The organism is Mesorhizobium sp. WSM4808, from assembly GCF_055811675.1.
The window spans coordinates 74,389-99,846 of sequence record NZ_JBVVQX010000015.1 but is presented as its reverse complement, the minus strand read 5'-3'; the positions used below and the strand labels follow the sequence as shown (position 1 = coordinate 99,846).

At 62.9% G+C, this 25,458-nt stretch carries 26 protein-coding genes and 1 riboswitch; of the genes, 14 read left to right on the top strand and 12 right to left on the bottom strand.

Features of this window, described 5'->3' with window-relative positions; all coding sequences use genetic code 11:
• Positions 1-140: 140 nt before the first annotated feature.
• Genes AC0L2U_RS25050 through AC0L2U_RS25035 form a run of 4 tightly spaced genes read left to right on the top strand, consistent with a single transcriptional unit; the run spans position 141 to position 5,116 of the window.
• Positions 141-1,154 carry a carbohydrate ABC transporter permease gene (locus AC0L2U_RS25050; protein ID WP_127808232.1) on the top strand — a complete coding sequence of 338 codons (1,014 nt, stop codon included), beginning with the start codon at positions 141-143 and terminating at the stop codon, positions 1,152-1,154.
• A 1-nt stretch (position 1,155) separates the two neighbouring features.
• On the top strand, positions 1,156-2,310 hold the full coding sequence (locus AC0L2U_RS25045; protein ID WP_127808233.1) for a carbohydrate ABC transporter permease: 1,155 nt from the start codon (positions 1,156-1,158) through the stop codon (positions 2,308-2,310).
• 4 nt (positions 2,311-2,314) lie between these two features.
• Positions 2,315-3,979 carry a beta-galactosidase BglA gene (gene bglA, locus AC0L2U_RS25040; RefSeq protein ID WP_473602795.1) on the top strand — a complete coding sequence of 555 codons (1,665 nt, stop codon included), beginning with the start codon at positions 2,315-2,317 and terminating at the stop codon, positions 3,977-3,979.
• A 24-nt stretch (positions 3,980-4,003) separates the two neighbouring features.
• On the top strand, positions 4,004-5,116 hold the full coding sequence (locus AC0L2U_RS25035; protein WP_127267787.1) for an ABC transporter ATP-binding protein: 1,113 nt from the start codon (positions 4,004-4,006) through the stop codon (positions 5,114-5,116).
• Positions 5,117-5,192: 76 nt separating this feature from the next.
• On the opposite strand, the gene AC0L2U_RS25030 is transcribed toward AC0L2U_RS25035, so the two are convergent.
• The 3 genes from AC0L2U_RS25030 to AC0L2U_RS25020 all read right to left on the bottom strand — a co-directional run bounded on the left by AC0L2U_RS25030 (position 5,193) and on the right by AC0L2U_RS25020 (position 5,981).
• Positions 5,193-5,429, bottom strand: a complete 237-nt coding sequence (locus AC0L2U_RS25030) for a DUF680 domain-containing protein (protein ID WP_128289142.1) — start codon at positions 5,427-5,429, stop codon at positions 5,193-5,195.
• 67 nt (positions 5,430-5,496) lie between these two features.
• Positions 5,497-5,697, bottom strand: coding sequence for a DUF680 domain-containing protein (locus tag AC0L2U_RS25025; RefSeq protein WP_128307302.1), 201 nt, complete (start codon positions 5,695-5,697; stop codon positions 5,497-5,499).
• 86 nt (positions 5,698-5,783) lie between these two features.
• Entirely contained in the window at positions 5,784-5,981 is a 198-nt protein-coding gene (locus AC0L2U_RS25020; protein ID WP_027039902.1) for a DUF680 domain-containing protein, read from the bottom strand.
• Positions 5,982-6,489: 508 nt separating this feature from the next.
• Positions 6,490-6,691, top strand: a riboswitch (cobalamin riboswitch).
• A gap of 115 nt (positions 6,692-6,806) precedes the next feature.
• Here AC0L2U_RS25020 and AC0L2U_RS25015 point away from each other — a divergent pair.
• The 8 genes from AC0L2U_RS25015 (at position 6,807) to AC0L2U_RS24980 (ending at position 14,547) form a co-directional block, all read left to right on the top strand.
• Complete coding sequence (locus AC0L2U_RS25015; protein WP_473602794.1) at positions 6,807-8,054, top strand: aromatic ring-hydroxylating oxygenase subunit alpha; 1,248 nt, start codon at positions 6,807-6,809, stop codon at positions 8,052-8,054.
• Positions 8,055-8,079: 25 nt separating this feature from the next.
• A complete protein-coding gene (locus AC0L2U_RS25010; protein ID WP_127808237.1) occupies positions 8,080-9,180 on the top strand; it encodes an FAD-binding oxidoreductase in 1,101 nt (366 codons plus the stop codon).
• Positions 9,181-9,310: 130 nt separating this feature from the next.
• Positions 9,311-9,742: a PqqD family protein gene (locus tag AC0L2U_RS25005; protein WP_473602793.1), complete on the top strand. Its 432-nt coding sequence runs from the start codon at positions 9,311-9,313 to the stop codon at positions 9,740-9,742.
• A gap of 49 nt (positions 9,743-9,791) precedes the next feature.
• Entirely contained in the window at positions 9,792-10,841 is a 1,050-nt protein-coding gene (locus AC0L2U_RS25000; protein ID WP_473602792.1) for a serine kinase, read from the top strand.
• 14 nt (positions 10,842-10,855) lie between these two features.
• Positions 10,856-11,590 (top strand): glycosyltransferase family 2 protein, encoded by a 735-nt coding sequence (locus AC0L2U_RS24995; protein ID WP_473602790.1) that lies wholly within the window; start codon positions 10,856-10,858, stop codon positions 11,588-11,590.
• A 55-nt stretch (positions 11,591-11,645) separates the two neighbouring features.
• Complete coding sequence (locus AC0L2U_RS24990) at positions 11,646-12,398, top strand: glycosyltransferase family 2 protein (protein ID WP_473602789.1); 753 nt, start codon at positions 11,646-11,648, stop codon at positions 12,396-12,398.
• Positions 12,383-13,075, top strand: coding sequence for a glycosyltransferase family 2 protein (locus tag AC0L2U_RS24985; protein WP_473602788.1), 693 nt, complete (start codon positions 12,383-12,385; stop codon positions 13,073-13,075). Before AC0L2U_RS24990 ends, AC0L2U_RS24985 begins: the two co-directional genes overlap by 16 nt.
• Entirely contained in the window at positions 13,072-14,547 is a 1,476-nt protein-coding gene (locus AC0L2U_RS24980; RefSeq protein WP_127808242.1) for a nucleotidyltransferase family protein, read from the top strand. The genes AC0L2U_RS24985 and AC0L2U_RS24980 overlap by 4 nt, the downstream gene beginning before the upstream one ends.
• A 19-nt stretch (positions 14,548-14,566) precedes the next feature.
• Here the strand turns inward: AC0L2U_RS24980 and AC0L2U_RS24975 are convergent, their stop codons facing one another.
• The 8 genes from AC0L2U_RS24975 to AC0L2U_RS24940 all read right to left on the bottom strand — a co-directional run bounded on the left by AC0L2U_RS24975 (position 14,567) and on the right by AC0L2U_RS24940 (position 21,368).
• Complete coding sequence (locus AC0L2U_RS24975; RefSeq protein WP_127267349.1) at positions 14,567-14,974, bottom strand: type II toxin-antitoxin system VapC family toxin; 408 nt, start codon at positions 14,972-14,974, stop codon at positions 14,567-14,569.
• Positions 14,971-15,204: an AbrB/MazE/SpoVT family DNA-binding domain-containing protein gene (locus AC0L2U_RS24970; protein WP_127267350.1), complete on the bottom strand. Its 234-nt coding sequence runs from the start codon at positions 15,202-15,204 to the stop codon at positions 14,971-14,973. The genes AC0L2U_RS24975 and AC0L2U_RS24970 overlap by 4 nt, the downstream gene beginning before the upstream one ends.
• A gap of 100 nt (positions 15,205-15,304) precedes the next feature.
• Positions 15,305-16,051 (bottom strand): FAD-binding oxidoreductase, encoded by a 747-nt coding sequence (locus AC0L2U_RS24965; protein ID WP_127320468.1) that lies wholly within the window; start codon positions 16,049-16,051, stop codon positions 15,305-15,307.
• A complete protein-coding gene (locus AC0L2U_RS24960) occupies positions 16,048-16,659 on the bottom strand; it encodes a molybdopterin-dependent oxidoreductase (protein ID WP_127395761.1) in 612 nt (203 codons plus the stop codon). The genes AC0L2U_RS24965 and AC0L2U_RS24960 overlap by 4 nt, the downstream gene beginning before the upstream one ends.
• Before the next feature lie 150 nt (positions 16,660-16,809).
• Positions 16,810-18,330, bottom strand: a complete 1,521-nt coding sequence (locus AC0L2U_RS24955) for a DegQ family serine endoprotease (RefSeq protein WP_473602787.1) — start codon at positions 18,328-18,330, stop codon at positions 16,810-16,812.
• A 248-nt stretch (positions 18,331-18,578) separates the two neighbouring features.
• The gene (locus tag AC0L2U_RS24950; RefSeq protein ID WP_127328591.1) at positions 18,579-19,298 is read right to left on the bottom strand and encodes an MBL fold metallo-hydrolase; all 720 of its coding nucleotides are present in this window, start codon (positions 19,296-19,298) and stop codon (positions 18,579-18,581) included.
• A 35-nt stretch (positions 19,299-19,333) separates the two neighbouring features.
• Positions 19,334-20,500, bottom strand: a complete 1,167-nt coding sequence (locus tag AC0L2U_RS24945; protein ID WP_127808243.1) for a diphosphate--fructose-6-phosphate 1-phosphotransferase — start codon at positions 20,498-20,500, stop codon at positions 19,334-19,336.
• A gap of 100 nt (positions 20,501-20,600) precedes the next feature.
• Positions 20,601-21,368, bottom strand: a complete 768-nt coding sequence (locus AC0L2U_RS24940) for a L,D-transpeptidase (protein WP_127322091.1) — start codon at positions 21,366-21,368, stop codon at positions 20,601-20,603.
• Positions 21,369-21,606: 238 nt separating this feature from the next.
• Between AC0L2U_RS24940 and AC0L2U_RS24935 the strand changes: the two genes are divergently transcribed.
• Both AC0L2U_RS24935 and AC0L2U_RS24930 read left to right on the top strand, forming a co-directional pair.
• Positions 21,607-21,729 (top strand): hypothetical protein, encoded by a 123-nt coding sequence (locus AC0L2U_RS24935; RefSeq protein WP_127270199.1) that lies wholly within the window; start codon positions 21,607-21,609, stop codon positions 21,727-21,729.
• 96 nt (positions 21,730-21,825) lie between these two features.
• Entirely contained in the window at positions 21,826-22,449 is a 624-nt protein-coding gene (locus tag AC0L2U_RS24930) for a LysE family translocator (protein ID WP_127270197.1), read from the top strand.
• Positions 22,450-22,498: 49 nt separating this feature from the next.
• Here the strand turns inward: AC0L2U_RS24930 and AC0L2U_RS24925 are convergent, their stop codons facing one another.
• On the bottom strand, positions 22,499-25,288 hold the full coding sequence (locus AC0L2U_RS24925) for an autotransporter family protein (RefSeq protein WP_473602786.1): 2,790 nt from the start codon (positions 25,286-25,288) through the stop codon (positions 22,499-22,501).
• Positions 25,289-25,458: the final 170 nt, after the last annotated feature.

Genomic DNA, 25,458 nt, shown 5'->3' with positions numbered 1-25,458 from the left:
CGTCATGAGCGCATTGACATGAAGCGCGATCGGCAATGTGCGCAAGCCGCCGATGACGCGCTCCAAACAACTGAATCGGCGCCTGGTCCCCGTCACCAAGGTCATTCCTTGTCGGGTCATGCGCAGGGGGAGAGGGACCCATGGCGGCTCAGATTTTCTCGGCCATAACAGTCATCATCGTCGGCGTCGGCGGTTGCGTCGCCTATTTCTGGGGCGCCAACAAACTGGTCGACCTGATATTCCCGTCACGCGGCGTCGCCGGTGCCGCGGCCATCGACAATCTGCGCCGGCAAGGGCTGGTCAGGCCATGGCTGTTCGTCGGTCCGGCGATGATTATCCTCACCATCTACCTGATCTACCCGGTGGTCGAGACGCTGCGGCTGTCGTTCCTCGATCGCGGCGGCATCAATTTCGTCGGCCTGGCGAACTATGAATGGGCGTTCGGCGATCGCGAGTTCCGCAACTCGATCCTCAACAACATCATCTGGCTGGCGGTCGTGCCCGCCGCCTGCACGTTCCTAGGGCTGATCATCGCCGTGCTCACCGACAAGATCTGGTGGGGCACGATCGCCAAGAGCCTGATCTTCCTGCCGCTGGCGATCTCCTTCGTCGGCGCCAGCGTGATCTGGAAATTCATCTACGAGTATCGGGGCGAGGGCCAGACCCAGATCGGCATCCTCAACGCCATCATCCAGCATTTCGGCGGCCAACCGCAGGTCTGGATATCGCTGCCGTTTTGGAACAATTTCTTCCTGATGATCATCCTGATCTGGATTCAGACCGGCTTTGCCATGGTCATCCTGTCTTCCGCCCTGCGCGGCATTCCCGAAGAAACGCTGGAAGCCGCCGTCATCGACGGCGCCAATCCGTTCCAGATCTTCTGGAAGATCATGGTGCCGCAGATCTGGGGCACCATCGCCGTGGTCTGGACCACGATCACCATTCTGGTGCTCAAAGTGTTCGACATCGTGCTGACCATGACCAACGGCCAGTGGAACAGCCAGGTGCTGGCCAATCTGATGTTCGACTGGATGTTCCGCGGCGGCGGCGATTTCGGCCGCGGCGCCACCATCGCCATCATCATCATGATTGCCGTCATCCCGATCATGGTCTGGAACATCCGCCAGGCGAACAAAGAGACGGGAGAACATTGAGATGGCCGTCGCGACCGGAAATTCCTTCGCCAGCCGCTTTGGCGTCCACATCGCCGTGCTCATCTTCGTCGCAATCTGGACCATACCGACGCTCGGCATCCTGGTTTCGTCGCTGCGCGACAAGAACCAGATCATCGCCTCGGGCTGGTGGAACTCGTTCGCCAGTTCCACCCAGACGGAAGCCGGCCGGCTGCCGCCCGCCTCGGCGCAAGTCGAGAAGGACGGCAAGTTCGTCCTCGAAGGCAATATCTTCGGCGACGGCGCCAAGCGCGACATCAGCGCCTTCGGAGTCAAATCGGCGGCACCGACGCAATATCCCGCCGGCACCACAGCCGATCTCGGCGACGGCATGACCTTGCAGCTCAATGCCGACGGCAGCTTCATCATGCAGTCCCCGAAAGCGTTCGAAGGCGATCGCGGCCAGCGCGTCTATTATGCTTCGTCGGCGCCGCCGAAATTCACCACCGACAATTACAGAACCGTGCTGTTCTCCGAAGGCATCGGACGGTCATTCATGAATTCTCTGACCGTCACCATTCCGGCTACCGTCATCCCGATCCTGATCGCCGCCTTTGCCGCTTATGCGCTGGCCTGGATGCGGTTTCCCGGCCGGGCGTTGCTGATCGCGGTCATCATCGGCCTGCTGGTGGTGCCGTTGCAGATGTCGCTGATCCCGTTGTTGAAACTCTATAATGGTGTCGGCGCTTTCTTCGGCATGCCGTCGAAGACCTATCTCGGCATCTGGCTGGCGCATACCGGCTTCGGCCTGCCCTTCGCCATCTACCTGCTGCGCAGCTACATTGCGGGCCTGCCGCGCGAAATCATGGAATCGGCGCGCATCGACGGCGCCAGCGATTTCGAGATCTTCGTCAAGATCGTCTTGCCGCTGTCGTTCCCGGTGCTGGCTTCGTTTGCCATCTTCCAGTTCCTGTGGGTATGGAACGATCTGCTGGTGGCGATGGTTTTCCTCGGTACAGAGGCAGACCAGATCGTGCTGACCGCCAAGCTCAACGCGCTGTTGGGCTCACGCGGCGGCGACTGGGAGATTCTGACGACATCGGCTTTCGTGACCATCATTGTGCCGCTGATCGTGTTCTTTTCGCTGCAGCGCTATTTTGTCCGCGGGCTGCTTGCCGGCTCGGTGAAAGGAGGCTGAGACGATGCAATCCGCTTTGAAGGCCAGCTCGAAGCCTGACCTCGCCATCGATCGCGACTGGTGGCGAGGCGCCGTGATCTACCAGATCTATCCGCGCAGCTACCAGGACTCGAACGGCGACGGCATCGGCGATCTCAAGGGCATCATAGGCCGCCTCCCCTACATCGCCGCACTCGGCGCGGATGCCATCTGGATTTCACCGTTCTTCAAGTCGCCGATGAAGGATTTCGGCTATGACGTGACGGATTACTGCGATGTCGATCCGATGTTCGGCACGCTGGCCGACTTCGACGCGCTGACCGCCGAGGCACACAGGCTGGGCTTGAAGGTGATGATCGACGAGGTGTTGTCGCACACCGCCGATAACCACCCATGGTTCAAGGAAAGCCGGTCGAGCCGCAGCAACCCGAAAGCCGATTGGTACGTCTGGGCAGACGCCAGGCCGGACGGCACGCCGCCCAACAACTGGCTGTCGATCTTCGGCGGCTCGGCGTGGCAATGGGACACCAGCCGCCAGCAATATTACATGCACAATTTCCTGGCCGAACAGCCCGACCTCAACTTTCACGACCACGAGGTCCAGGACGCGTTGCTCGACGTCACCCGCTTCTGGCTGGAGCGCGGCGTCGATGGTTTCCGGCTCGATACCATCAATTTCTATTTCCACAGCCAGGGCCTGGAAAACAATCCGCCGCTGCCGCCGGAAGAGCGCAACGACCAGACCGCGCCGGCGGTCAACCCCTACAACTACCAGGACCATCTCTACGACAAGAGCCGGCCCGAGAACCTCGGCTTCCTCGAACGGTTCCGTGCCCTGCTCGATGAGTGTCCGGCAACCGCAGCGGTCGGCGAGGTCGGCGATTCGCAGCGCGGGCTTGAAGTGGTTGCCGCTTACACCGCAGGCGGCAAGCGCGTGCACATGTGCTACTCCTTCGATTTCCTGGCGCCGGAAAAGATCAGCGCGGGCAAGGTCCGCTCGGTGCTGGAATCCTTCGGCAAAGTCGCCAGCGACGGCTGGTCGTGCTGGGCCTTCTCCAACCACGACGTGATGCGCCCGGCCTCGCGCTGGGCCGCCAATGAGGCCGATCCGACCGCCTACCTCAAGGTCATCTCGGCGCTGCTGATGTCGTTGCGCGGTTCGGTCTGCATCTATCAGGGCGAGGAGCTTGGGCTCGGTGAGGCAGAGCTGCGGTTCGAGGATCTGCAGGATCCCTACGGCATCCGCTTCTGGCCGGAATTCAAGGGCCGCGACGGCTGCCGCACGCCAATGGTGTGGGATGGCGATGCCAAGAATGGCGGCTTCTCCCAGGCAAAGCCCTGGCTGCCGGTGCCGGCCAAGCATCTGGCGCAAGCGGTCAATGTCCAGCAGGACGACGAGGCTTCGCTGCTCGAGCACTACCGGCGCTTTCTCACCTTCCGGCGTGCCCATCCGGCGCTGGCCAAGGGCGACATCACCTTTATCGAAAGTGAGGGAGATACCGTCGCCTTCACGCGCCGCGCAGGCAACGAGCAGATCGTCTGCGTCTTCAATCTGGGAGCCGGGCCGGCCAAGGTTGACCTTGGCGGCCGATCGCTGCAACCTCTGCCCGGGCACGGATTTTCGGGGCAGGCGAACAGCGGTTCCATCGAGCTTGGCGGCTACGGCGCCTGGTTCGGGCGTCTCGACTGAATTTCCAATCACTGGAGGAAACCAATGGCCGATGTCACGCTAAGACAAGTGAAGAAGTCCTACGGCAATCTGAACATTCTCCACGGCATCGATCTCGATATCAAGTCGGGCGAGTTCATCGTCTTCGTCGGCCCGTCGGGCTGCGGCAAGTCGACATTGCTGAGGTCGATCGCCGGGCTCGAGGAAATCACCTCCGGCGAGCTCAGAATAGCCGGCGAAGTGGTGAACGACGTGCCGCCGTCGAAACGGGGCATCGCCATGGTGTTCCAGTCCTATGCGCTCTACCCGCACATGACCGTCTACGACAACATGGCGTTCTCGATGAAGATCGGCAAAGAGAACAAGGCCGAGATCGACCGCCGCGTGCGTCAGGCCGCCGAGATCCTGCAGCTGACCAAATATCTCGACCGCCTGCCCAAGGCGATGTCGGGCGGCCAGCGCCAGCGCGTCGCCATCGGCCGGGCCATCGTGCGCAATCCGAAGGTGTTCCTGTTCGACGAGCCGCTTTCGAACCTTGATGCGGCGCTGCGAGTCGCCACCCGCATCGAAATCGCCAAGCTCAAGGAATCGATGCCCAACACGACCATGATCTACGTCACCCACGACCAGGTCGAGGCGATGACGCTCGCCGACCGCATCGTGGTGCTCAAGGACGGCCATATCGAGCAGGTCGGCACGCCGATGGACCTCTACAAGAAGCCCGGCAATCTGTTCGTTGCGCAATTCATCGGCTCGCCGGCCATGAATATCCTGCCCGCAACCATCGACAAATCAGGCAATCCGACCGTCGTCAGCCATGTCGGCGGACGCAAGGCAACCGTGCCGATCGCGACGCCGGCTTCGGCGAAGGGCGCTGCGGTTAGTTTCGGCGTGCGGCCGGAGGACCTGATCATCGCCAGCGGCGCGGACTATCTGTTCGAGGGGACGGTCGACTATGTCGAGCAGCTCGGCGAGGTTCAGCTGGTCTATGTCGACATCGGTCGCGCCGACCTCCCGCTGGTGACCAAGCTGCCCGGCAATGTTGAGGTCAAGCGCGGTTCGACATTGCGGCTGAGCGCCAATGGCGAGGACCTGCATCTCTTCGACGCTGACGGACGGTCGTTTGCCCTTCATGAGGCTGAAGCGAAGGCGGCCTGAGGCAGAACCGCGTCTTGGACAAAAAAGAGCAGCGGGCCAGGCCCGCCGCTCTTTTTTTGAAGATCAGCTTCGACTGTTAACGGCCGAAGAGATTCCGGTCGCTGCCCTGAGGAGCGGACTTCTCTACGTCGCCCGACGAATTGAGCAGCTTCTCGACGAGGCCACCGCTGTTGCGGACCGAGTTCGTATGCGCGCTGTCAACCGAAGTAACCGCAGGCTGGTTGGCGCCGTTGGAGCCAAAGTTGTCGCTGCCGGCGAAGGCACTGCCGGTGATGGCCAGAACGGCGGCGGCAGCAATAAGGATCTTGTTCATTTTAGTCTCCTGAATTCTGGATTTCGCCAGACGGCAGACACAGCTGCCGTCGCTTGCGAAATTGGTTTTAGCGACCGAAGAGGTTACGGTCGCTGCCCTGAGCGGGTGTCTGGGCAGCCGGTTCCGAGGTCTTGGTGGAAGCCGTGTACGACTGGTCCACAGCGGCGGCAGGCTGGTTGGCGCCGTTCGAACCGTAGTTGTCGCTGCCCGCGAAAGCGCTGCCGGAGATGGCCAGAACGGCGGCGGCAGCAATGAGGATCTTGTTCATCTTAAATACTCCTGAATGTCTGAATTTCGAATGTCTGAATTTCGCCAGGGCAGCGGGCGAGCCCGCCGTCGACTGGGAATCGGCTGTTAGTTGTTGCCGAAGAGGTTGTGGTCAGCACCCTGGGCCGGCGCCTGAGCAGCCGGTTCCGACTTCTTGGTCGAAGCGGTGTACGAGCTGTCGACAGCAGTGGCTGCCGCGGCGTTCGAACCGTAGTGGTCGCTACCAGCGAAGGCGCTGCCGGAAATGGCCAGAAGGGCTGCGGCAGTGAGAATGATCTTTTTCATTTTTGTACTCCAGTATCGTCTTTTTCCGTCCGTCTAGCGGCGTGTCTTGGAAATGAAATCGCGTCGTTCGGACAGCCCCGATGTGGGAGGGCAACCCCGCCTTTTCCAATCACGAAGTTGTTCCGTGTGGACCATGAATCCACACCTTGAAATTGTGCCAGGGGAATCTAGAGAGGCATTTTTCCTCTCTATATCAGCATGTTAAGTTTAATCATCCGATGGATCACTGACTGTTTCAAAGGCCCGGCGTTCACACCGTCCTGCACGCACCGTCAACAGAAACGAACCGTTCGGTTCGATTTTAGGTCAAGCTAATAGTCACTTTTCGAAACCGTTAACCTTTTTTGACCCCCGCCAAGGGTCGGATTCGGGAAGATCGCAGCCGGCAAATGGCCGCCCGGGAGGCGGGATTTCGGCCCCAGACGATCTGCGGTGACGTTTCGCATGCCGTGTCGCGCCGCATGGATACGATGTCGTTTTCATGCCGACGGCGCGCCCCCGATCGTGGTTAGATCATACCATCTCAGGTGCCGCTTCGTGACGACGAGACGGAGAATTGGGAAGCCGGTCAGAATCCGGCGCTGCCCCCGCAACGGTGGTGGAGTTCAAGTCGCAACGGGAGACCACTGGGCAACTGCCTGGGAAGGTGTCGCGATGGTCCGCAAGGACAACTCCAGAGCCCGGAAACCAGCCCGAGATTTTTAGACTCGACTGATCGCGGTGGGCGGTCAAGAGGTGGATAGCGCATGTCCGGCACCTAGCCGGCCTGCGTTTCAATCCTTCCTCCATCACCACCAGTTCAGTCCTTAGAAACGAGGACAGGACATGGATATCCGCAACGACATGCTGAGGCTCCTGAAGGGGCGCCGGCAAGGCTTTTCACTGGAGCAGCCCTTCTACACCGATCCAGACTACTTCAAGCTCGACATGGAGCTGATCTGGTATCGCGACTGGCTGTTCATCGGCCATGATTGCGAACTGCCGAAGCCGGGCAGCTACATCACCGTGCAGATCGGCGACTATCCGGTCGTCCTTGTCCGCGATCAGCAAGGCAAGATCAACGCCTTCCACAATTCCTGCCGCCATCGCGGCAGCCGCGTGTGCAACACGGAGAAGGGTACGGCGGCAAAGCTCGTCTGCCCCTATCATCAGTGGACCTATGAGTTGGACGGCCGCCTGCTGTTTGCCCGCCAGATGGCCGACGGTTTCGACAAGAGTGATTTCGGCCTGAAGCCGGTCGCCTGCGAGAGCGTCGGCGGCTACATCTTCATCTGCCTGGCCAAGGAGCCGGCGGATTTCACGCCGATGCGGGCGATGATCGAACCCTATCTTTTGCCGCACCGCTTGCGTGAGGCAAAGATCGCCTTTGAGAGCACGATCATCGAGAAGGGCAACTGGAAGCTGGTCTGGGAAAACAACCGCGAGTGCTACCACTGCGTCGCCAATCACCCTGAGCTGTGCAAGACCTTCCCCGAGGCGCCGACCGTGACCGGCGTCAACGGCGCCGACAGCGACCCCGAGATGGTCGCGCACTGGGCCAAATGCGAGGCCGCTGGCTTGCCGAGCAAATTCCGCATCGATCCGGCAGGGCAGTACCGCGCCACCCGCGCGCCGCTGCTGCGCGATGCCGTCAGCTACACCATGACGGGAAAACGGGCGGTGAAGAAGAACCTGTCCGACAGCGTTTCAACCGACCGCATCGGCTCCTTGCTGCTTTATCATTATCCGACAACCTGGAACCATATCCTCGGCGACCACGCCGTCACCTTCCGCGTGCTGCCGATCAGTGCCACGGAAACCGCGGTGACGACGAAATGGCTCGTCCACAAGGATGCGGTCGAAGGCATCGACTACGACCTCGCTGAGCTCACCCATGTCTGGACCGAGACCAACGACCAGGACCGCCGCATTGTCGAGGAAAACGCCTTCGGCATCCTGTCGCCGGCCTACGAACCAGGCCCCTATTCGGAGCTGCATGAGGGCGGCGTGATCCAGTTCGTCGAGTGGTACGCGTCGTTCATCGGGCCGCGCCTTGCCGAAGGCGGCCGGCCGGCCCTGCGCAGCGTCGCCTAGCTCAGGGGACAAGAGGATGAATGCGATGACGGACCTTGGCCTCTATCGCCATCTCGACCAGATGACGCCCTGGAACGACCGGCTGCAGGTGCTGGAAGTGATCGGCGTCAGCGACGAAGCGCCGGACGTGAAGACCTTCACCTTCCGCTCCGACAACCAGACCTGGTTCCGCTACAAGCCGGGCCAGTTCGTGACGCTGGAACTGCCGACATCGGAGGGGCCGCTGATGCGCACCTACACGCTGTCGTCCTCGCCGTCGCGGCCGTTCTCGATCGCGGTGACGGTCAAGGCGCAGGCAGGCAGCACCGGCACGCGCTGGATGTTCGACCATCTGACGCCGGGCTCGCACGTCAAGGCCTATGGGCCGACCGGTGATTTTTCGCTGCACAGCCACCCGGCGGCCAAATATCTGTTCATTTCGGCGGGCTCCGGCGTGACGCCGATGATGTCGATGCTGCGTTGGTTGAACGACTGTGCGCCATGGACAGATGTCGGCTTCGTCAACTGTGCGCGCCGCCCGGAAGAGATCATTTTCCGCAAGGAACTCGAGCTGCTCGGCAGCCGCATGCCCGGCCTGTCGCTCGGCTTCATGATCGAGGAGCGGTCGAGCCGCGAGGGCTGGTTCGGCCATATGGGCCGCATCGACGCGATCCGGCTGCCATTGCTGGCGCCCGATTTCCGCGAGCGCGAGATTTTCTGCTGCGGCCCCGATCCCTTCATGCGCGCCGTGCGCGGCATGCTGGACGCCGCCGGCTTCGACATGGCGAAATACCATCAGGAAAGCTTTGCTGCGCCTGCCGTGGAGGAGATCCCGGCGCCGTTCTCGCCGCCGGCGGAGGACGGCGCTGCTGCTGCCGTCGAGGCCGTGACACCGATCCGGTTTTCGCTTTCCGATGTCGATGCCGAATGCGTCGCCGGCCAGACCGTGCTGCAGACGGCACGCGCCTCTGGGGTGCGGATTCCCGCCGCCTGCGAGTTCGGCCTGTGCGGCACCTGCAAGGTGAGGAAGGTCGCGGGCGATGTCGAGATGAGTCACAATGGCGGCATCCTCGATCACGAAATCGAGGACGGCTTTATCCTCGCCTGTTGCTCGAAGCCGCTTTCTGCGCTTGAAATCGAAGCGTGACCGGCTGCGCTCGCCCCCAAGCCTGCGCCATCTTGCCAAAAACCCTGCAAATGGTTAGACGCCTGCAACGGTGGGGTTGACCGTAAGGCCCGAAGATCATCTCCGCGGCCTGCTCGGCGGGGGAGCAAACATGCGACAATCCGGCATCTATGCCATTGCCAGCAAGGATATCGTCTTTGAATCCTTCGACGGCGAAGCCGTCGTTCTTGACCTGACCACGGGCAAATATTTCGGCTTCTCTGATTCAGGCAGCAGACTTTGGGATGCACTGTCGTCCGGCGTGCCTGCCTCCGAACTGGTCGGCGCCACGACCGGCATTGGCGCCCTCGATGCCGCCGCGATTGACGGCTTTGTTTCACAATTGCTCGAATTCGGTTTGCTGGCGGCCGTAACCGATGGCGTGGCAAGACCGGCTCCAAGCGAATTGCTGGCTCAGCTCGCCGCTGCCAGAGAGCCCCTCAAGGTCGACATCCATGACGATCTCGCCGATCTCATTGTCGTCGACCCCATCCACGAGGTCGAGGAGCCCCTCGGCTGGCCCGTGGTGAAGCAGGCCAACTGAAGCGCCCATCAGGTTCTCGTTGCCGGACAGCTCCGGAACAGGCAAACCCATGCCGAACGTCACTCTCGAAAACTTGGTTGACTACGCACGTCATGTCCTGGCGCAAGCAGAGAGCAGCGCCGAGCATTATCCACTGACCCGCAAGGCGAGCTTGCCGCATCTGGATTTGACCGCGAATGTCAGCGCCGGCGCATTGGCGGATGCCGTCGCTCATGGCTTTGTCCCTGCTCCGGGCAACCGAACGCCTGCCGATATCTGCCGCGTCTTCGTCGCACATCCCGGCATAGACGGCATCGCGGCACCGGTCAGTTGGGGCCAGGGGCCCTTCACGCAGCATGGCTTCGCCACCCGGCTGGCGGAGGCCGGATTGCGCGGCAACCATTTTCACGACCTGGATTTCTGGCAGTTCTATGATCCGCAACGTCGCGTTGGGGTGCAGTTGATGGCTTCGGCCGATGCCTTTCCACCGTGGGAGCCGGGAGCGCCGCTGCGCCCCTTCCTCCATTGGGAATATGCGGCGCGCGGCATGCGCCTTGCCCATGCCGGCACGCTCGGGGCCAATGGCAAGGGCGTGCTGTTGGCCGGCGCGGGCGGGGCCGGGAAATCCGGAACCGTCGCCGCCGGCCTCCTCAACGGACTGGACAGCGTCGGCGACGACTATGTGCTGGTCGACCTCTCCAACGGGGTGACTGCCCGCCCACTGTTTTCAACACTCAAACAGGATCCCCAGGGGTTCGTTCGGCTTGGGCTGAAGCATCGGCTGAAAGCGCATGGTCCGCTCAACTGGCAAGGCAAGCATGCTTTTCACATTGATGACATCGCGCCTCGGCCGGTGCCCGAAACTCTGGACATCAACGCGCTGCTGGTGCCACATATCGGCGGAGGCGAGGCAAGTTCGATCGTGCCGGTGTCGCGCAGGGATGCCATGATTGCCTTGGCGCCGTCGGGCATAGCGCAGATGCCGGGCGAGCGGGAGAGCGGCTTTCGCTTCTTCAGCGACCTGACCCGCCTGCTGCCGTGCTATCGTCTGTCGCTGGGGACGCAGCCACAGGAGATAGCCGGTACGATTGCCGACTTTCTCACGCGGGGCGCTTCGTGAAACTGAGCGTGATAATGCCCGTCTACAACCGTGAGCGCTATGTCGTTTCGGCATTGCGCTCGCTGGTGCGGCAGCGGGACGCCGCCGATCTCGACATCATCGTCATCGACGACGGCTCGACCGACGGCTCTGCTGAGGCCGTGCGCTCGATGATGCGCGAAAACCCCTGCATCCGACTGTCCCAGCAATCCAACATGGGCGTGGCCAAGGCGCGCAACGCCGGGCTGCGGCAACTGCCGCCGGATGCGGAGTTCGTTTCGTTTCTGGATTCTGACGACATCTCGCTGGCCGGACGGTTCAAGAAGGACCTTGCACGCTTCAGAGCAGACCCCGGACTCGAGCTGACCTATTCGCTGATGACGCTGGTCGAGCGGATTGACGATGAGCGGCTGAAACCGGCAGCCGACAGCCGCACGATGACGCTTCGGGGAATTTCGCTGAGCACCGCCGTGTTCAGCAGAGGGCTTGTCGACAGGACGGGCGAGTTCGATGAGGATTTCGAGCAGGCTGAGGATACCGACTATCTGCTGCGCGTTTTCGAGGCGGGACCGAACTACGAATTGTTGGACGCGGTCGCGATCTACTACCGACGCCACGCCGGAAATGTCACCAAGGAGCATACCGGCAGGGTCCGCAACCACTTGCGTGCAATCCACAAGTCGATGCGGCGGCGCAAGGCCGATCCGGCACGGCGAGAGGTCCAGGGAATCTTCGAATTGAAGAGTCCCACCGATTGGCGGATGCTATGATGCTCGACACAATCAAGTCGGATCAGCCAAGCCCGGAACGCTGCCGGAGACGCCCATGAAGCTGAGCGTCATCATGCCGGTCTACAATCGCGAACAATTCGTTGGCCTCGCGCTGCGCTCGCTGCTCAGGCAGCGCGAAGACATCGATCTCGACATCATCGTCATCGACGATGGGTCGACCGATGGCTCGGCAGCCGTCGTACGGTCGTTGATCGACGAGGCCCCGTGCATTCGTCTTTTCCAGCAGATCAATGGCGGGGTCACCAAAGCGCGCAATGCCGGGCTGAAGCAGTTGCTGCCGCAGACTCGTCTGGTGTCGTTTCTTGATTCGGACGACATCTCCCCGACAGGGCGCTTCAAGGCGGATCTCGCTTGTTTCGGAGAGAATCCTGGCCTCGACCTGACCTATTCGCGCATGACGCTGGTCGACAAGATAGATGGCGAGACGCTGGAACCGGCCGCCGACAGCCACTCCATCACCGTGCGAGGGATCCACCTGTCCGCCGGGATCTTTGCGCGAAACCTCATCGAGCGCACCGGAGATTTCGACGAGGATTTCAAACAGGCCGAGGACACCGACTATCTGTTGCGTATCTTTGAGAGCCAGACAAAATACGTTATGCCCGATACGGTGGCTCTCTACTACAGGCGTCATCCCGGCAACATGACCAAGGAAGCCGATGTGCCCTTTCGCGAGTTCATGCGCGCCCTTCACAAGTCGATGAAGCGTCGTAAGGCCGACCCCAACTTGCGCCGAGTGGAGGGAATCTTCGACTTCAAGGATCTCGCGCAGTGGCGGTTCCTTTGATGGCAGCCTACGGCGTCGTCATTCCGGCTTTCAACGCGGCCGCCACCATCGGCGCGGCCCTGAACTCCGTCCTGGCCCAGACGGCAAGGGCGGAGGCCGTCGTCGTGGTCGATGACGGTTCGACCGACGATACGGTTGCGGTGATCAATGCGATGAACTTGCCGGTGACGGTGCTGCGACAGGACAATGCCGGACCTGGCAGCGCAACGACCCGTGGCATTGCGGCACTCTCGACGCCGCTCATCGCGACGCTCGATGCCGACGATTTGTGGTTGGCGGACAAGATCGAAAAGCAGCTGGTCCATCTCGACCGTCATCCCGGGACAACGGGCGTCTTTACGCATTGGCGGACGTTTCGCGGCGACAGCCCCGATTTGCCCGATGCGACCAGTGGAGCTGGCTGGTCGCGCACGACGATGATGATCCGCCAAGAGGTGGTGCAGAGCGTCGGTCCCATCATCGACCCACCAGGCGGTCGCGGCGAGATGATCGACTGGATCGCCCGGGTTCGTGAGGCAGGCTTTGCCCTTGCCATGCTCGACGACGTGCTTGCATTGCGCCGCATCCGTCCGGGCAGCCTTTCCTACGGCCGCGATCCGGCACGCGACCGGGGCTACCTCCAGGTCGCAAGGCTCGCCATGCAGCGGCGAGCCCAGAACAAGGCAGGTTCCAGTTGAACGCCACGCCCGTTCGCCGCATCGGCCGCCGCTTCCCGGACTATGGCTGGTCGTGGCCCACCGGCCAGCTGGACCTGTTGCTGAAGGCGGCGCTGCTCTCCGATGAGGACGCAGCCGCTGCCTGTGCCGCGCGCTGGCTGGACGAGAACGACATCGATCTCGTCTCGTTTCGAGAACATCGCCTGCTCGCCGCCATCTCCGACAGGTTCGGCAGGAAGCTGGCCGGGCATGCCGCCCATCCGCGCCTCGTCGGCCTGCAGAAGATGCTGTGGACGAAGTCGCGCATGGCGATGCGCGAGGCCGAGCCGGCGCTGAAGGCGATGGCCGACGGCGGCGCCGACATCATGCTGATAAAGGGCGCCAGCCGCATTGCCTTGAACGCGTCGGCGCAGCGTGGCCGGGTGGCGCATGATATCGACATATTGGTGCGCCCGCGCGACATGGCTGCCGTCTTCGACATCTTGCGCGATCGCGACTGGCAGATCGCCTCGGGCGTCAGCGCGCAATATTTGCGAACCCGGTTGGCGTCGCTGCGGTCGATGAACTTCTTCAAGGGCCGTTTCGGTGACATCGACCTGCACCAGCTCGGCTATGACGGGTCGCAGACGAGCGCGGAAGACGACCTGGCGATCTGGCAACGGGCGGTCCCGGCACAATTCAGCGGCGTCGCGGTCTTCGTGCCGTCGCCGGCCGATCGCATGGCCCTGGCCATCGCCCATGGCGGCCTCGACGCCCATACCCACAGCGACTGGCTTGTCGACTGCGCGGTCGCCATTCATGGCGAAGACGTCGATTGGGACACGTTCCTCGACATCGTCGGCAGACGCGGCCTGGCGGTTCCAGCGGCGGTGGCGTTATCCTATCTAACGTTCGAGATCGGCATTCCGGTGCCGGAACCGACAATGGCCAGAATCTTGGACATGGCCGACGGGGTTGGCCTGTCGCGTTGGTCGTCGGTTCTGCAAGCCAAGCCGCGCACGGATTTCGGCGGCCTGGTCTGGCTATCGCGCGGGCTTGCCAAGCAGTTGCGCCTGAAGCGGAAGAAGGGCCGGTTGCAGCAGGAGCCGCCCGCCACACCTTGGCGCGGCAGATCGGCCGCGCGCAAGCCTCAAGCAGCATCGGCGCCTTTGGTGTTTTCGCAGGCCATCGCCTGTCCGCAAACGACCGGCGACATGATGCTCGAAATCATCGTCAGGATCGGCGTTCCGCCGGTCCGGCGCCGCATCGAGATGGAGATCAATGACGGTGGCGAGCATATTGCCCGCCTGCGCGCCATGGCCATCAGCCGGTCCGGCAGGGAACGCGTGCTGCATTTTCGCGGCAAGGTGACTCTCGACGGCGCGCGAGTTGCCTTGACGCTCGAGGCGCGACCATCGCGACAGTTTCGCGAGTGGAACGACGCGGCCACGGTGGCCGCCTATGGCGCCTTGCCTTTCCAGTTGCTGTCGGCGGATTTCTTTCCGGTCGGCTGAAGGAAGGCCCACCCGGCAGCTATAAGGCGTCGGGAGTGATCAGCCTCAAGGATGGGAAATAGGTCTGGTAGCGGCCGACATCACGGGTCAGAAGCGGAAGCTTGGTGACGGCGGCATGTGCGCCGATGAAGAAGTCAGGCAAGACGCCGGTCCTCGATCCTCCTGATCGGCGGTATTGCGTGAATACCTTTCCAGCAAGGAAAAGGGCGGCTCTTGGCATCGGAGCCATTTCGAGACCGGCCGCATCCAGAAATGCCTCAAGATCCTCGATTCTGATGTAGCGAACGGCAAGTTCTGCATAGACCGCATCATTGATCAACAATGGCCCATCGAGGCTTGCCGCCTCGAGTTGCGCGATCGACCAGCCCGCCCAATTGGGATCGTCCGTAACAAGGTCGAGCAGAACGTTGGTGTCGACGAACGTCACGCTCCGCCACGCGTCAGCGCCATGATAGCCTCGGTCGTGAGCCCCTCGCCGGCATGGCCGCGCAGATTGGCGAAGCGGCTCGCAGGCGGCTTTCTGTCAACCCGAGCCAACACCACGCTGCCATCGGCGGCGCGCCGGAAATCGACTCTGCTGCCCGGGACGATCCCCAGGAGGTCGCGGACGGGTTTGGGAATGGTCACTTGTCCCTTTGCCGTGACGGTGGTGGCCATCTTCACTCCTTGGTAATACCATATTCCGACAAGGTATTACCTCATCGGTCGATTTTCAAGGCTTGAAGCATCGTGTCTCGACCGAACCGCCAGAGTCCGTTCAAACTCCGTAGCGTTCGGTGCGAATGATTTCCGCTGCAACGCCGGCATCGATCAGCGCTTGGGCGGCCGCGGAAACGAAGGCGTTGGAGCCGCAGACGAAGGCGATGCCAGGCGGCTCCGGCAGCCGCGTCATGGCTTGAACCATCATCGCGACGTCTACCCGCCGCGCATAGTCGGCTGGACGGCGTGCGGCTTCGCGCGTCAGTGTCAGCATCAGGTCGAAGCCGTCCTGGCGTTCGTCGAGGGCGATCAACTCGTGACGAAAGATCACTTCGTCCCAGACCCGGACCGAAAAGACCAGGACGACGGGCACCGCTGAATTACGCGCGGCGCGGTGGCGGAGCATCGACATCAAGGGCACGACGCCCGAACCGCCGCCGACCAGAACAAGCGGTCCACTCTCATCCTCCGGCCAGACGAAATGCCCGCCAAGCGGCCCGCGCAGTTCGATTTCATCGCCCACTGCCGCGACCTCGTGGAAGAAGGGCGAGACCTCGCCATCGTCGAGTTTTTCGATCGCCAGTTCGATTGCGCCGCTCGTTTCGGGCGCGGAGGCGATGGAATAGGAGCGGCGCGCCTGATAGCCGTCCGGCGCCGTCAGCCTGACGTCGACATGCTGCCCGGCGCGATAGGCGAAGGGCCGAGACGGCTGGAAAAAGAAGCTGGTGACACGCGGCGTGCGCTTTTCGATGCGGACGATGCCGGCTGTTTGCCAGGGCGACTGCACTGCCGCCGCATCGCTCATGGATCGTCCGTGTAGCGCTGCTCGCGCCATGGGTCGCCATAGATATGGTAGCCGCGCAATTCCCAGAAACCGGGCTCGTCTCGCGTGGTGAATTGCAGGCCGTTCAACCATTTGGCCGACTTCCAGAAATAAAGATGCGGCACCAGCAGCCTTGCCGGGCCGCCATGGTCCGGTGTGATCGGCTTGCCTTCGTAGAGCAGCGCCACCATGGCCTTGCCGGCGGTGAGGTCCTTGACCGGCACGTTGGTGGTGTAGCCGTCGAACGCGTGCGCCAGCGTGAAGCCGGTCGGCGGCTCCAAACCGGCATCGGCAAGGATATCGTCGACCAGCACGCCTTGCCACGGCGTGTCGAACTTGGTCCATGCGGTCACGCAATGGATGTCGCGCGTCATCTTGTTCAGTGGCAGGGCGTTGAACTCGGCCCAGTTCCATTTCTTGATCGGGCGTGGCCCATGTTTCAGCGTGAAAGACCAATCCTCGGTACGCACGCGCGGCGTCGGACCGGCCGACAGCACCGGAAAACCCTGTTCCAGATATTGGCCCGGCGGGATGCGGGCATCGCCATCGGTTGGCGGGCGCCGTCCTGAAGAGAAACCTCGGGTGACCATAGCGGCAATCCCCATGCAATCAGGCCACTATCGGCCTGACGCAATGTTCTCGAAGATGCCCTGACGGGCAACCGAAATCTTGACGGGCGGAGACCGGCGGGATCGTCACCGATGGACCTGCCGGTCCCATGTTCACGTCAACGCCATTTCTCAGCCATTGGCGAAAGGCACCGCGATGTACATTTGAGCGTCGCCACGCTCGACCAGCAACAGCACCGATTTCCTGCCGGACTTGCCGGCCAAGGCGATCGCCTGGGTTACCTGCCTGGCGTTCTTGACCGGCACCTGATTGACGGCAACGATGATGTCGCCGGCCTGTATTCCGGAAGCGGCGGCCGCTTTGTCGGGGTTGACGCTGGCAACCACCGCGCCGTGCTGCTTGCCGGCTAGGTTCATCTGCTGGCGAATGTCGGGCGTTATATCCATCAAGCCGAGTCCTATCGCGGGAGCGCGCCCGGCGCTCGGCGCGTCGGACCCGTCGTCCAGCGACGCGGTCTTCGCATCGGCGCTGTTTTGGCCGACATCGACGGAAATCCGCATCGGCTTGCCTTTGCGCCAGACATCCACCGTTTCCCTGGCGCCCGGCGCGACATCGGCGACCGCCCGCGACAGGTCCTTGGGATCCTTCACGTCCTGCCCGGCAAAGCTGGTGATGACGTCACCCGTCTCGACGCCGGCCTTGGCCGCCGGCGAACCGTCGTTGACCTCTGAAACCAGCGCGCCGCCGGAATGGCCGAGCCCGATGGCGCTCGCGACATCGGGTGTCACCTCCTGGATCTGAACGCCGAGATAGCCGTATTGGATGGAGCCGCCCTTCATCAGCTTGGCGACCACCTTCTGGGCCTGATCCGACGGAATGGCAAAGCCGACGCCGACGCTGCCGCCATTGGGTGAATAGATCGCCGTGTTGATGCCGACGACATTGCCGGCGACATCCACCAGCGGACCGCCGGAATTGCCGTGGTTGATCGGCGCGTCGATCTGGATGAAATCGTCGAACGGGCCACTATGCAGGTCACGGCCGCGCGCTGAGACGATACCTGCCGTGACGGTGGTGCCGATGCCGAACGGATTGCCGAAGGCCAGCACCTGGTCGCCTGGCATGAGCTTGTCGGAATCGCCCCATTTGACGGTCGGCAGGGGTTTGTCCGACTTGACCTTGAGTACGGCGAGATCGTTCTTGGCATCGCGGCCGACAAGCTTGGCCGGAAGTTCGGTGCCGTCGTCGAGCGTCACCTTGATCGAAGAGGCACCATCGATGACGTGATTGTTGGTGACGACGGTGCCATCCGCGCCGACGATGAAGCCGGAACCCAGCGCCTCGGCGCGCTGCGGTTGCTGTTGTGGCGGCGTCTTCGGCGTCGGCATGCCCTGGTCACCGAAGAACTGGCGGAAATAGTCATCGAAAGGCGAGCCGCCGTCGAAAGGAGTTGCATCGCTCATCGTTTCAGGCTGTGCCTTCATGACGGTGGTGACCGTCACCACCGCCGGCTTGTCGGCGGCAACGATGGGTGCGAACGAGCCATTGGGCGCGGTGATGCCGGCGACAGGCGTCTGGGTTGTCGGAATGGTGTTGCCCTCGCCTTGGGCGAAAGACATGACGAAGGGGGATATGATCAGCGCAGCGCCCAGCAAGGCCGCGACGCGATGCCTACGAAGGATATCTGACATGGTCGTTTGTCCGGGCGAGAGTTGATCCAGCGCCGTGGCCTCTCCCGTGCGGGGAAATCGGTCATCGGCGTGTCGAGGTCGCAATTGCCCGTCTCGCCTACATGGCAGCCAACCGGATCGACGGCCTTGCATCTAGGGCGCGGATTCGCCCGATTTAGGGTTTTAGGGCGACCTTACGAAGATTTAATATCCGCACGGCGGCAGGGCCGCAAAGTCGTTGGGCGGCACCTTGCTGTCTCGCTGGAGCCTCAGCCACCGGCGCTTCGCTCGAGATAGGCCGTGGCAATCTCGCGCATGCGCTTGCCGTCGAAGCTCGGTCCGTGTCCACCATGACCGATGCGGATCGGCAGGTCGAGCAGGCGCCGCATCGTGCTGACATAGGCGGCTCGGTCGGAATCCGGCAGGTCGTCGATCAGCATGGCGTCGTAGATGGCATCGCCGCTGAAGAACAGGCCGTCGACCTCGTCGAACAGCGCGATCGAATCCGGTGAATGGCCCGGCAAATGCAGCACGCGAAATTGCCGGTCGCCAAGATCGACGACATCGCCCTCGTCCAGGGTTCGCGTCAACGGCGCGGGCGGGATCCTGTAGTCGGCCGACTTCCATCCGGGCGCCGGCAGTTTCGAGACGGCACCGTCGAGGTCATGGAACATGTAGGCGTAGGTCGCGGCCTCATCCATGGTCTCGAACCGGGCCGCGCTCATCCTTGGCCCGGCCCGCAACGGGAATTCATGCAGCGAGCCGACATGGTCGAGATGGATGTGGGTGGCAACGACCAGCAGCGGCTTGCCTTCCGCCGTCTCGATCTGCGGCGCCAGCGGACAGATGCCCATGCCGGTGTCGACGAGCAGGTCGGCATCGCGACCGCGCAGATGCCAGATATTGGCCCGAACATAGGCATGGACGAAGGGCTCGGTCAGCATCGTCGTCTTGTCGTCGACGACGCTCCTGCTGAACCAGTCGGGCATCACCTGTGAGCCGGGCATCAAGTGTGAGCCCGGCATCAGACGAAGGGCTTCCCGACCTTGTACTTTTCCGGCACCAGCCGCTTGAGATAGGCCATGCCGGCATCCGACAGCTGATTGACATCGGGCTTCATGAAATCGTCCGGCATGTGGCGTGTCTTGCCGGCGACGTTCTTGAGCGGCACTTTCTTCAGCACCGTTCTGGTGCCGTCATATTGCAACGCCACCGAGCCGCCGCCCTGTTCGGCGACGGTGACGGCGAAAGCGCCGGCATCGAACGCCTCCTGCGCGTCGACCGCGCTGATGGCGCCGATATAGCCGCGCGGCATGTAGCCGAGCGCATCGACGCGGGCCCGCTTGCCCGGCAGGCCTTCCGCCAACGCGCGCTCGAGTGCGGCCGGCAGGTCGCTGCCCGACAGCTTGACGTTGCCATGCGCGTCGCGCTCAAGCTTGTCCGGCGGCACCAGGCTTTCGACCAGCGCCTTGCCGTCGGCGGTGCTGACGCCTTCCGAAACGGCGACGATGCAGCGCTTGTGGCGATCGAGCGTGGCACGCACGTCGTCGATAAAGCCGGCGGCCGAGAATGGGCGCTCGGGCACGTAGACGAGGTGCGGGCCGCTGTCGGGGTCGAGCTGCCAGGCGGCCGCGGCCGCGGTCAGGAAGCCCGCATGCCGGCCCATGACGATGCCGACATAGATGCCGGGCAGCGCACGAAAATCGAGATCGACGGACAGGAAGGCGCCGGCGACGAACTCGGCCGCCGAAATGAAGCCCGGCGTGTGGTCGTTTTCCTCGAGATCATTGTCGATGGTTTTTGGCGCATGGACGAAGGCAATTGAGCCGCCGGCGGCATCGGTCAGGATCTGCTGGGTACCCGACGTGTCGTTGCCGCCGATATAGATGAAGGCGTCGGCGCCGGCCTTCTTCAGGCCGTTGAGGATGACATCGCAATAGGCGGCGTCGGGCTTGTCGCGGGTCGAGCCGAGGGCGGCGCTCGGCGTGCCGGCAATCAGCCGCAGCCGGTCCTCGGGGATGGCGGAAAGGTCGATATAATTGCCGTCACGGATGCCGCGCACACCATGGATGGAGCCCAGCACCTTGGCACCGGGATGCCGCTTGCGGACCTCCAGTGTCGCCCCGACAACCGTCTGGTTGATGACGGCGGTTGGGCCGCCGCCCTGCGCGATGACAAACGTTCCAGCCATGCTTGATTTCTCCCGGCGCGATGGTTTTCAAGGCACCTTGGCCTGTCTTGCCGCATCGCGCAACGGGAGTTTCGAGCGGCGCCAACACGCCGCATAAGCGTCAGACGACGACGACCGGATTTTTTTTGGAGACGCGGCTGTAGAGGTCGATGATGTCCTGGTTGATCAGGCGCACGCAGCCCGACGACATCGCCTGGCCGATGCTCCACCATTCGGGCGAGCCGTGGATGCGATAGCCGGTGTCCTTGCCGTCCTGGTAGATGTAGAGGGCACGCGCGCCGAGCGGATTGGTGAGGCCGCCGGGCTGTCCGGCTTGCCATTTCACCAGTTCAGGCTTGCGGGCAATCATCTCCGGCGGCGGCGTCCAGGTCGGCCATTCCCTGCCGTACTGGATGTTGGCGCGACCCGACCAGCGGAAGCCATCCTTGCCGATGCCGACGCCGTAGCGAATGGCGTCGCCACCCGGCTGGACGAGATAGAGCATGCGCTCCTTGAGATGGACGACGATGGTGCCGGGCGCCTCGCCTGTCGTGTCGACGACGATCTGGCGACGGAATTCCGGCTTGACCTTCAGATATGGCACTTCCGGCACGTTGAAGCCGCCGTCGGTCAGCCCGGCATACATGACGCCGGGGCTGGTGATGTTCTTGTCGACGCTGATGCTTGGCCGGATCGGCCGCACGGAACCCGTGGTGACGTCGTCGAGCTCGAGCGCCGGCAGACCCAAGCCCGAGGTCGAGCAACCGGCGGCGCTCAGCAGCGCGAGCGCCCCTGCCCCGGACAGGATGGCGCGGCGGGAAAGATGATGATCGGTTTCGATTGCGTCGCCATTTCGCGGCGGCGTCAGACCTTGCGGCAACTCACGCATATACCCAGACCCTACGCTGTCGGCGGGAAGCACGGTCCGGCCGGATAGCGGGCATTTTCATCATTCATGGTTGATAAAGCGTGAAGACGTTGCACAGCCTGCATTTGCGCATGGCCTTGACGATGTCCGACCTTCTTGCCTGGGCTTGAACGAAGGCTGCTGCACAAAAAGACCTCGGCCGGGTCATATTCCCGGCGCCGGCGTTTCCTACTCCTCGAACCATCAGCGAGGGGCCTCCATGTGCAAGATCTTAAAAACCGACATCAAGCTTTTTGCCGCTGCCATTGTCGCGGCGGCAACCGTTCTCGGTGCCAATGTCAGCCTGGCCGATATCGTGAGCACGCTGAGCGGCGCGAACTGACACCGATCTGCCGCTGGCGCAGTCAGGGAAATCGCCTCTTTACATTCTCCTGGGCCTGAGGATTTATCCTCTTCTTTAAGCTCAAGGGAGACGAGCATGTCCTTCGAAAACTGGGCCGCCTTCGCCGCCGCGTCGACGATCCTCCTCATCATTCCGGGTCCGACCATCCTTCTCGTCGTGTCCTACGCGTTGGGCCAGGGCTGGCGCACCGCTCTGCCTATGGCAATCGGCGTGGCGCTGGGCGACTTCACCGCGATGACCTTGTCGATGCTGGGCATCGGCGCGCTGCTGGCAGCTTCGGCTGGTGTCTTCACCATCCTGAAGCTGATCGGCGCCGGCTATCTGATCTATCTCGGCGTGAAACTGTTTCGCGCCGGCGGCGCGCTGAAAGCCGAACCGCGCACCGACGCGGTCTCCTCGGCCAAGATGATGGCGCACGCCTGGCTGGTCACCGCGCTCAACCCGAAAAGCATCACCTTCTTCGTCGCCTTTCTGCCGCAGTTCCTCGACCGGCACGCCGATTTCTGGACGCAGATGCTGATCTTCGAGACGACCTTCCTCGCGCTCGCCTTCGCCAATGCCTTTGGCTATGCGCTGATCGCCTCACGCGCACGCAACGTGGTGCGCAATCCCAAGGCGATCCGGATCTTCAACCGCACCGGCGGCACGCTGCTGGTCGGCGCCGGCATCGCCACGGTGGCGATGCGTTCCAGCAATTAGCTGTCTTTTTGCTCATGACCCCGAAATTGTTTTCGGGTCATGATCAACCTTACCATTTGACGCTGAACCCAAGATTGCCTTCGAGTATCCGACGCTCGTCGCCGCCGAGATTGGTGGTGTAGTCGCCGGTGGCGAAGATGCTGACCTTGTCCGTCACCTTGGCGATCACACCGCCACCGAATTCGAACGAGGTCGATCTGCCCTCGGTGGAGATATCGGTAGTGTCGAAATTGACATGGCTCGTGCCGCCGAAATCGTGCCAGATGTTGGCCTTGAGGTACGGCTGCAGCGCCATGCCATTGATCGTTGTTTCGCCTTGCAGCCGTGCGCCGAGCCGGCCGGTCACGTTGCCGTCGGTATCGAAGGAAACCGAAGCAAAGCGGTCCGATGCATCGTCGAGCGACAGTTGCTGCCAGACCAGTTGCGCCTGCGGTTCAAGCGTCCAGCCTTGCCCCAGCGCGATGGGATAGCCGCCTTCCAGCGAAGCGGTGACACCGGTCCCGCCGACGTCGATGCCGATGCCGCGCGACGATGTTGCGTCTCCGCCGAAGAAGGTGGCCATGAGGACGCCGTCCAGGTACCAGCCACCCTGACCGATCCGGGTCCAGTAGCCACCGACGCTGGTGCCGTTGATATCCATGCTGCCGACGGACAGATTGTCCCAGCCCAGCGCCTGGCCGCGCACGTCGCCATTCATGCTGGCATAGGCGACGAACAGGCCGGCGCGATCGGTCTGGCCCGACGCGGTTTCGCGGCCGAACAGATCGAAGCCCGCCTGGAGGCCGAACAGGGTGCCGTCGAAGGACGGCGATACCGTTCCTGAATATGCCATCTTGCTGTCCTGGCCGAAGATGCGGCCCCAGACCGGCGACAGCTCGGTGTTCGACAACAGGCTCTGCTCGCCGCGCCGTTCGTGGAAGGTGCCGAGCGTCGTCATCGCCAGATGTTCGGCGACCGGGGGCAAGGCGGAATAGACCGGAACCTCGATGCGATAGAGCAGGATCTCCTCGCCCGCCGCCGGTGTCGGCAGGTCAGGCACATCCGTTGGCACAACCGGCGGCGGCGGGGGCGGATCCGCAACTGGTGCCGGCGGTGGTGCCGGCGGCGGCTCGGGCTCCGGATCGGCGGCCTGCACCGGCGGTGTCGGATCGACCGGCGGGTTGTTGATGTCGCCCTCGGTCGGAGGCGGCGTCGGCGGCAGCTCGGAAGGCGGCGGCGGCGGCGGTTCGGCCGCCGGCGGCTCTGGTTCCGGCGGCGCAGTAGGTTCCAGCGCCGGCGGGGCGGCGGCCGGAGGGGCCGGCGTGTTCAGCGTCGAGCGCAGGTACCAGTTCTCCTCGCTGCCGGCACTGACGCCGCCCTTGAACAGGTAATATTCAAAGGCACCGGCGGCGACCGGGGCGTCGAGCGCGAATGTCGTGGCGCCCGAGGTGGCGCCGTTGATTGCCTGGACGACCATGATGCCGTCCTGCGTGGTCGCAGCCCCCGCGCCGCCGAGATTGACCACGGAGATGCCGGTCGAACCGGAAGCCGTTCCGCTCGACAGGACCAACTTGTCGGATGCGGAGGAATCGTCACCGAGCTCGGTCTGGATAAGCAGCAGGCCCCCCAGCCCGACATAATTGCCCGAAATCGTCAGGCTGTCGGTGGCGCCGGTGGTGCCATTGGTCAGGTCGATGCGGCCGGCATTGGTGACCTGCGCCAACTGGCCTGCCGTAAACGCCTGGATCGCTGCGTTGAAACCACCGCCATAGAGCGTGCTTGCGGCATCGACACTGAGCGAACCCGTGCCGGTGCCGCTGTCGCCGAGCACCAGATTGCCGTCGAGCGTCAGCTCGGTGTCATTGGTGGCGTCGATGCTCTCCCAGTTCTGGAGCCGGCTGACCCCATCCAGTTTGACGTTGTCCAGGGTCAGCGCATCGCTGCCGGCACCACCTGATATGGCGTCCGTGGCACCGAGATTGGCGTTGGTGAGGTTGCTGAGCCTGGCGGTGTCGTTGTCGCCGCCGAGATCGACGGAACCATAGATGATGCCGCCACCGTTCCAGACGAAACTGTCGGCGCCAAAGCTCATCAGTATATCGCCACCGACCGTGCCGCCGGTGACCGTGACGCTGTCATCGCCGCCGCTGACGCTGATGTTGCCGCCGATGGTGCCGCCCGACAGGATGATCGTGTCCTTGTCGAAGCCGGTGACGAGGTTGCGGTCGATGGTGCCGCCGGACATGTTGAAATAGTTCTGGTCGAGCTTCATGTTGACGCGGCCGATGCGGCCACCGGTCATCACGGCGCGGTCGCCATCGTCGAAGAAATCGACGATGCGTCCGCCGGTCATGGTGAAGGTGTCGAGGCCGTCGCCCTGGTTGAGCGAGCCGATCTGGCCGCCGCTCATGTTGAAGTCGTCGATGCCGGCGCCCTGCTGGACATTGCCGCCGACGGTACCCGCGCCAATGGTGAAGAAATCCGTGCCGCCGCCCTGATCGACGGTGCCGGTGATGGTGCCGGACTGCATGTCGATGCGGTCCGTGCCGACACCAAAGGTGACGTTGCCTGATATCTGCCCGGTGCCGCCGGCGGGAAAATTCAGCGTGTTATCGCCATCGGCATCGGTGAGGCTGCCGCCCGAGTCGCCGCTATCGCAGGTGTAGACGGTGTTTCCAGCGGATGGACCCAGCACGCATGCGGCAAACGCGGCGGAGTTGGGCAGCAACGCAAAAGCTGTAGTTGAGAAGATGCTAATAAGCCACGGGTGTAGCGGCTGCGGCTTTCGCCGTAGCGAAGCAACTGCCACCTGAGCATCCCCCGAACGACTGTTCGGAGGCGAGTTCTTCATATGCCGCATCGCGTCCCCTCTCGATTCGCGATTCCAGCCCCCGCCAGCCGCCGTAATGAAGACACAATTCATTCGATTTTACAAAGCCTAATCTGCCCCGCATGGTTGCTAAACTGCAAAGACTACTGAAATGATCTGGCGTAGCGCGCGGTTGGCGTGTCCGTGGCCCATGCTTTAGG

What these genes read in the sequence shown, in the direction of transcription:
- AC0L2U_RS25050 (WP_127808232.1), top strand. Translation starts at nt 141, where the DNA reads ATGGCGGCTCAGATTTTCTCGGCCATAACAGTCATCATCGTCGGCGTC.
- AC0L2U_RS25045 (WP_127808233.1), top strand. Translation starts at nt 1,156, where the DNA reads ATGGCCGTCGCGACCGGAAATTCCTTCGCCAGCCGCTTTGGCGTCCAC.
- bglA (WP_473602795.1), top strand. Translation starts at nt 2,315, where the DNA reads ATGCAATCCGCTTTGAAGGCCAGCTCGAAGCCTGACCTCGCCATCGAT.
- AC0L2U_RS25035 (WP_127267787.1), top strand. Translation starts at nt 4,004, where the DNA reads ATGGCCGATGTCACGCTAAGACAAGTGAAGAAGTCCTACGGCAATCTG.
- AC0L2U_RS25030 (WP_128289142.1), bottom strand. Translation starts at nt 5,429, where the DNA reads ATGAACAAGATCCTTATTGCTGCCGCCGCCGTTCTGGCCATCACCGGC.
- AC0L2U_RS25025 (WP_128307302.1), bottom strand. Translation starts at nt 5,697, where the DNA reads ATGAACAAGATCCTCATTGCTGCCGCCGCCGTTCTGGCCATCTCCGGC.
- AC0L2U_RS25020 (WP_027039902.1), bottom strand. Translation starts at nt 5,981, where the DNA reads ATGAAAAAGATCATTCTCACTGCCGCAGCCCTTCTGGCCATTTCCGGC.
- AC0L2U_RS25015 (WP_473602794.1), top strand. Translation starts at nt 6,807, where the DNA reads ATGGATATCCGCAACGACATGCTGAGGCTCCTGAAGGGGCGCCGGCAA.
- AC0L2U_RS25010 (WP_127808237.1), top strand. Translation starts at nt 8,080, where the DNA reads ATGACGGACCTTGGCCTCTATCGCCATCTCGACCAGATGACGCCCTGG.
- AC0L2U_RS25005 (WP_473602793.1), top strand. Translation starts at nt 9,311, where the DNA reads ATGCGACAATCCGGCATCTATGCCATTGCCAGCAAGGATATCGTCTTT.
- AC0L2U_RS25000 (WP_473602792.1), top strand. Translation starts at nt 9,792, where the DNA reads ATGCCGAACGTCACTCTCGAAAACTTGGTTGACTACGCACGTCATGTC.
- AC0L2U_RS24995 (WP_473602790.1), top strand. Translation starts at nt 10,856, where the DNA reads ATGCCCGTCTACAACCGTGAGCGCTATGTCGTTTCGGCATTGCGCTCG.
- AC0L2U_RS24990 (WP_473602789.1), top strand. Translation starts at nt 11,646, where the DNA reads ATGAAGCTGAGCGTCATCATGCCGGTCTACAATCGCGAACAATTCGTT.
- AC0L2U_RS24970 (WP_127267350.1), bottom strand. Translation starts at nt 15,204, where the DNA reads ATGGCCACCACCGTCACGGCAAAGGGACAAGTGACCATTCCCAAACCC.
- AC0L2U_RS24965 (WP_127320468.1), bottom strand. Translation starts at nt 16,051, where the DNA reads ATGAGCGATGCGGCGGCAGTGCAGTCGCCCTGGCAAACAGCCGGCATC.
- AC0L2U_RS24960 (WP_127395761.1), bottom strand. Translation starts at nt 16,659, where the DNA reads ATGGTCACCCGAGGTTTCTCTTCAGGACGGCGCCCGCCAACCGATGGC.
- AC0L2U_RS24955 (WP_473602787.1), bottom strand. Translation starts at nt 18,330, where the DNA reads ATGTCAGATATCCTTCGTAGGCATCGCGTCGCGGCCTTGCTGGGCGCT.
- AC0L2U_RS24950 (WP_127328591.1), bottom strand. Translation starts at nt 19,298, where the DNA reads ATGCCCGACTGGTTCAGCAGGAGCGTCGTCGACGACAAGACGACGATG.
- AC0L2U_RS24945 (WP_127808243.1), bottom strand. Translation starts at nt 20,500, where the DNA reads ATGGCTGGAACGTTTGTCATCGCGCAGGGCGGCGGCCCAACCGCCGTC.
- AC0L2U_RS24940 (WP_127322091.1), bottom strand. Translation starts at nt 21,368, where the DNA reads ATGCGTGAGTTGCCGCAAGGTCTGACGCCGCCGCGAAATGGCGACGCA.
- AC0L2U_RS24935 (WP_127270199.1), top strand. Translation starts at nt 21,607, where the DNA reads ATGTGCAAGATCTTAAAAACCGACATCAAGCTTTTTGCCGCTGCCATT.
- AC0L2U_RS24930 (WP_127270197.1), top strand. Translation starts at nt 21,826, where the DNA reads ATGTCCTTCGAAAACTGGGCCGCCTTCGCCGCCGCGTCGACGATCCTC.
- AC0L2U_RS24925 (WP_473602786.1), bottom strand. Translation starts at nt 25,288, where the DNA reads ATGCGGCATATGAAGAACTCGCCTCCGAACAGTCGTTCGGGGGATGCT.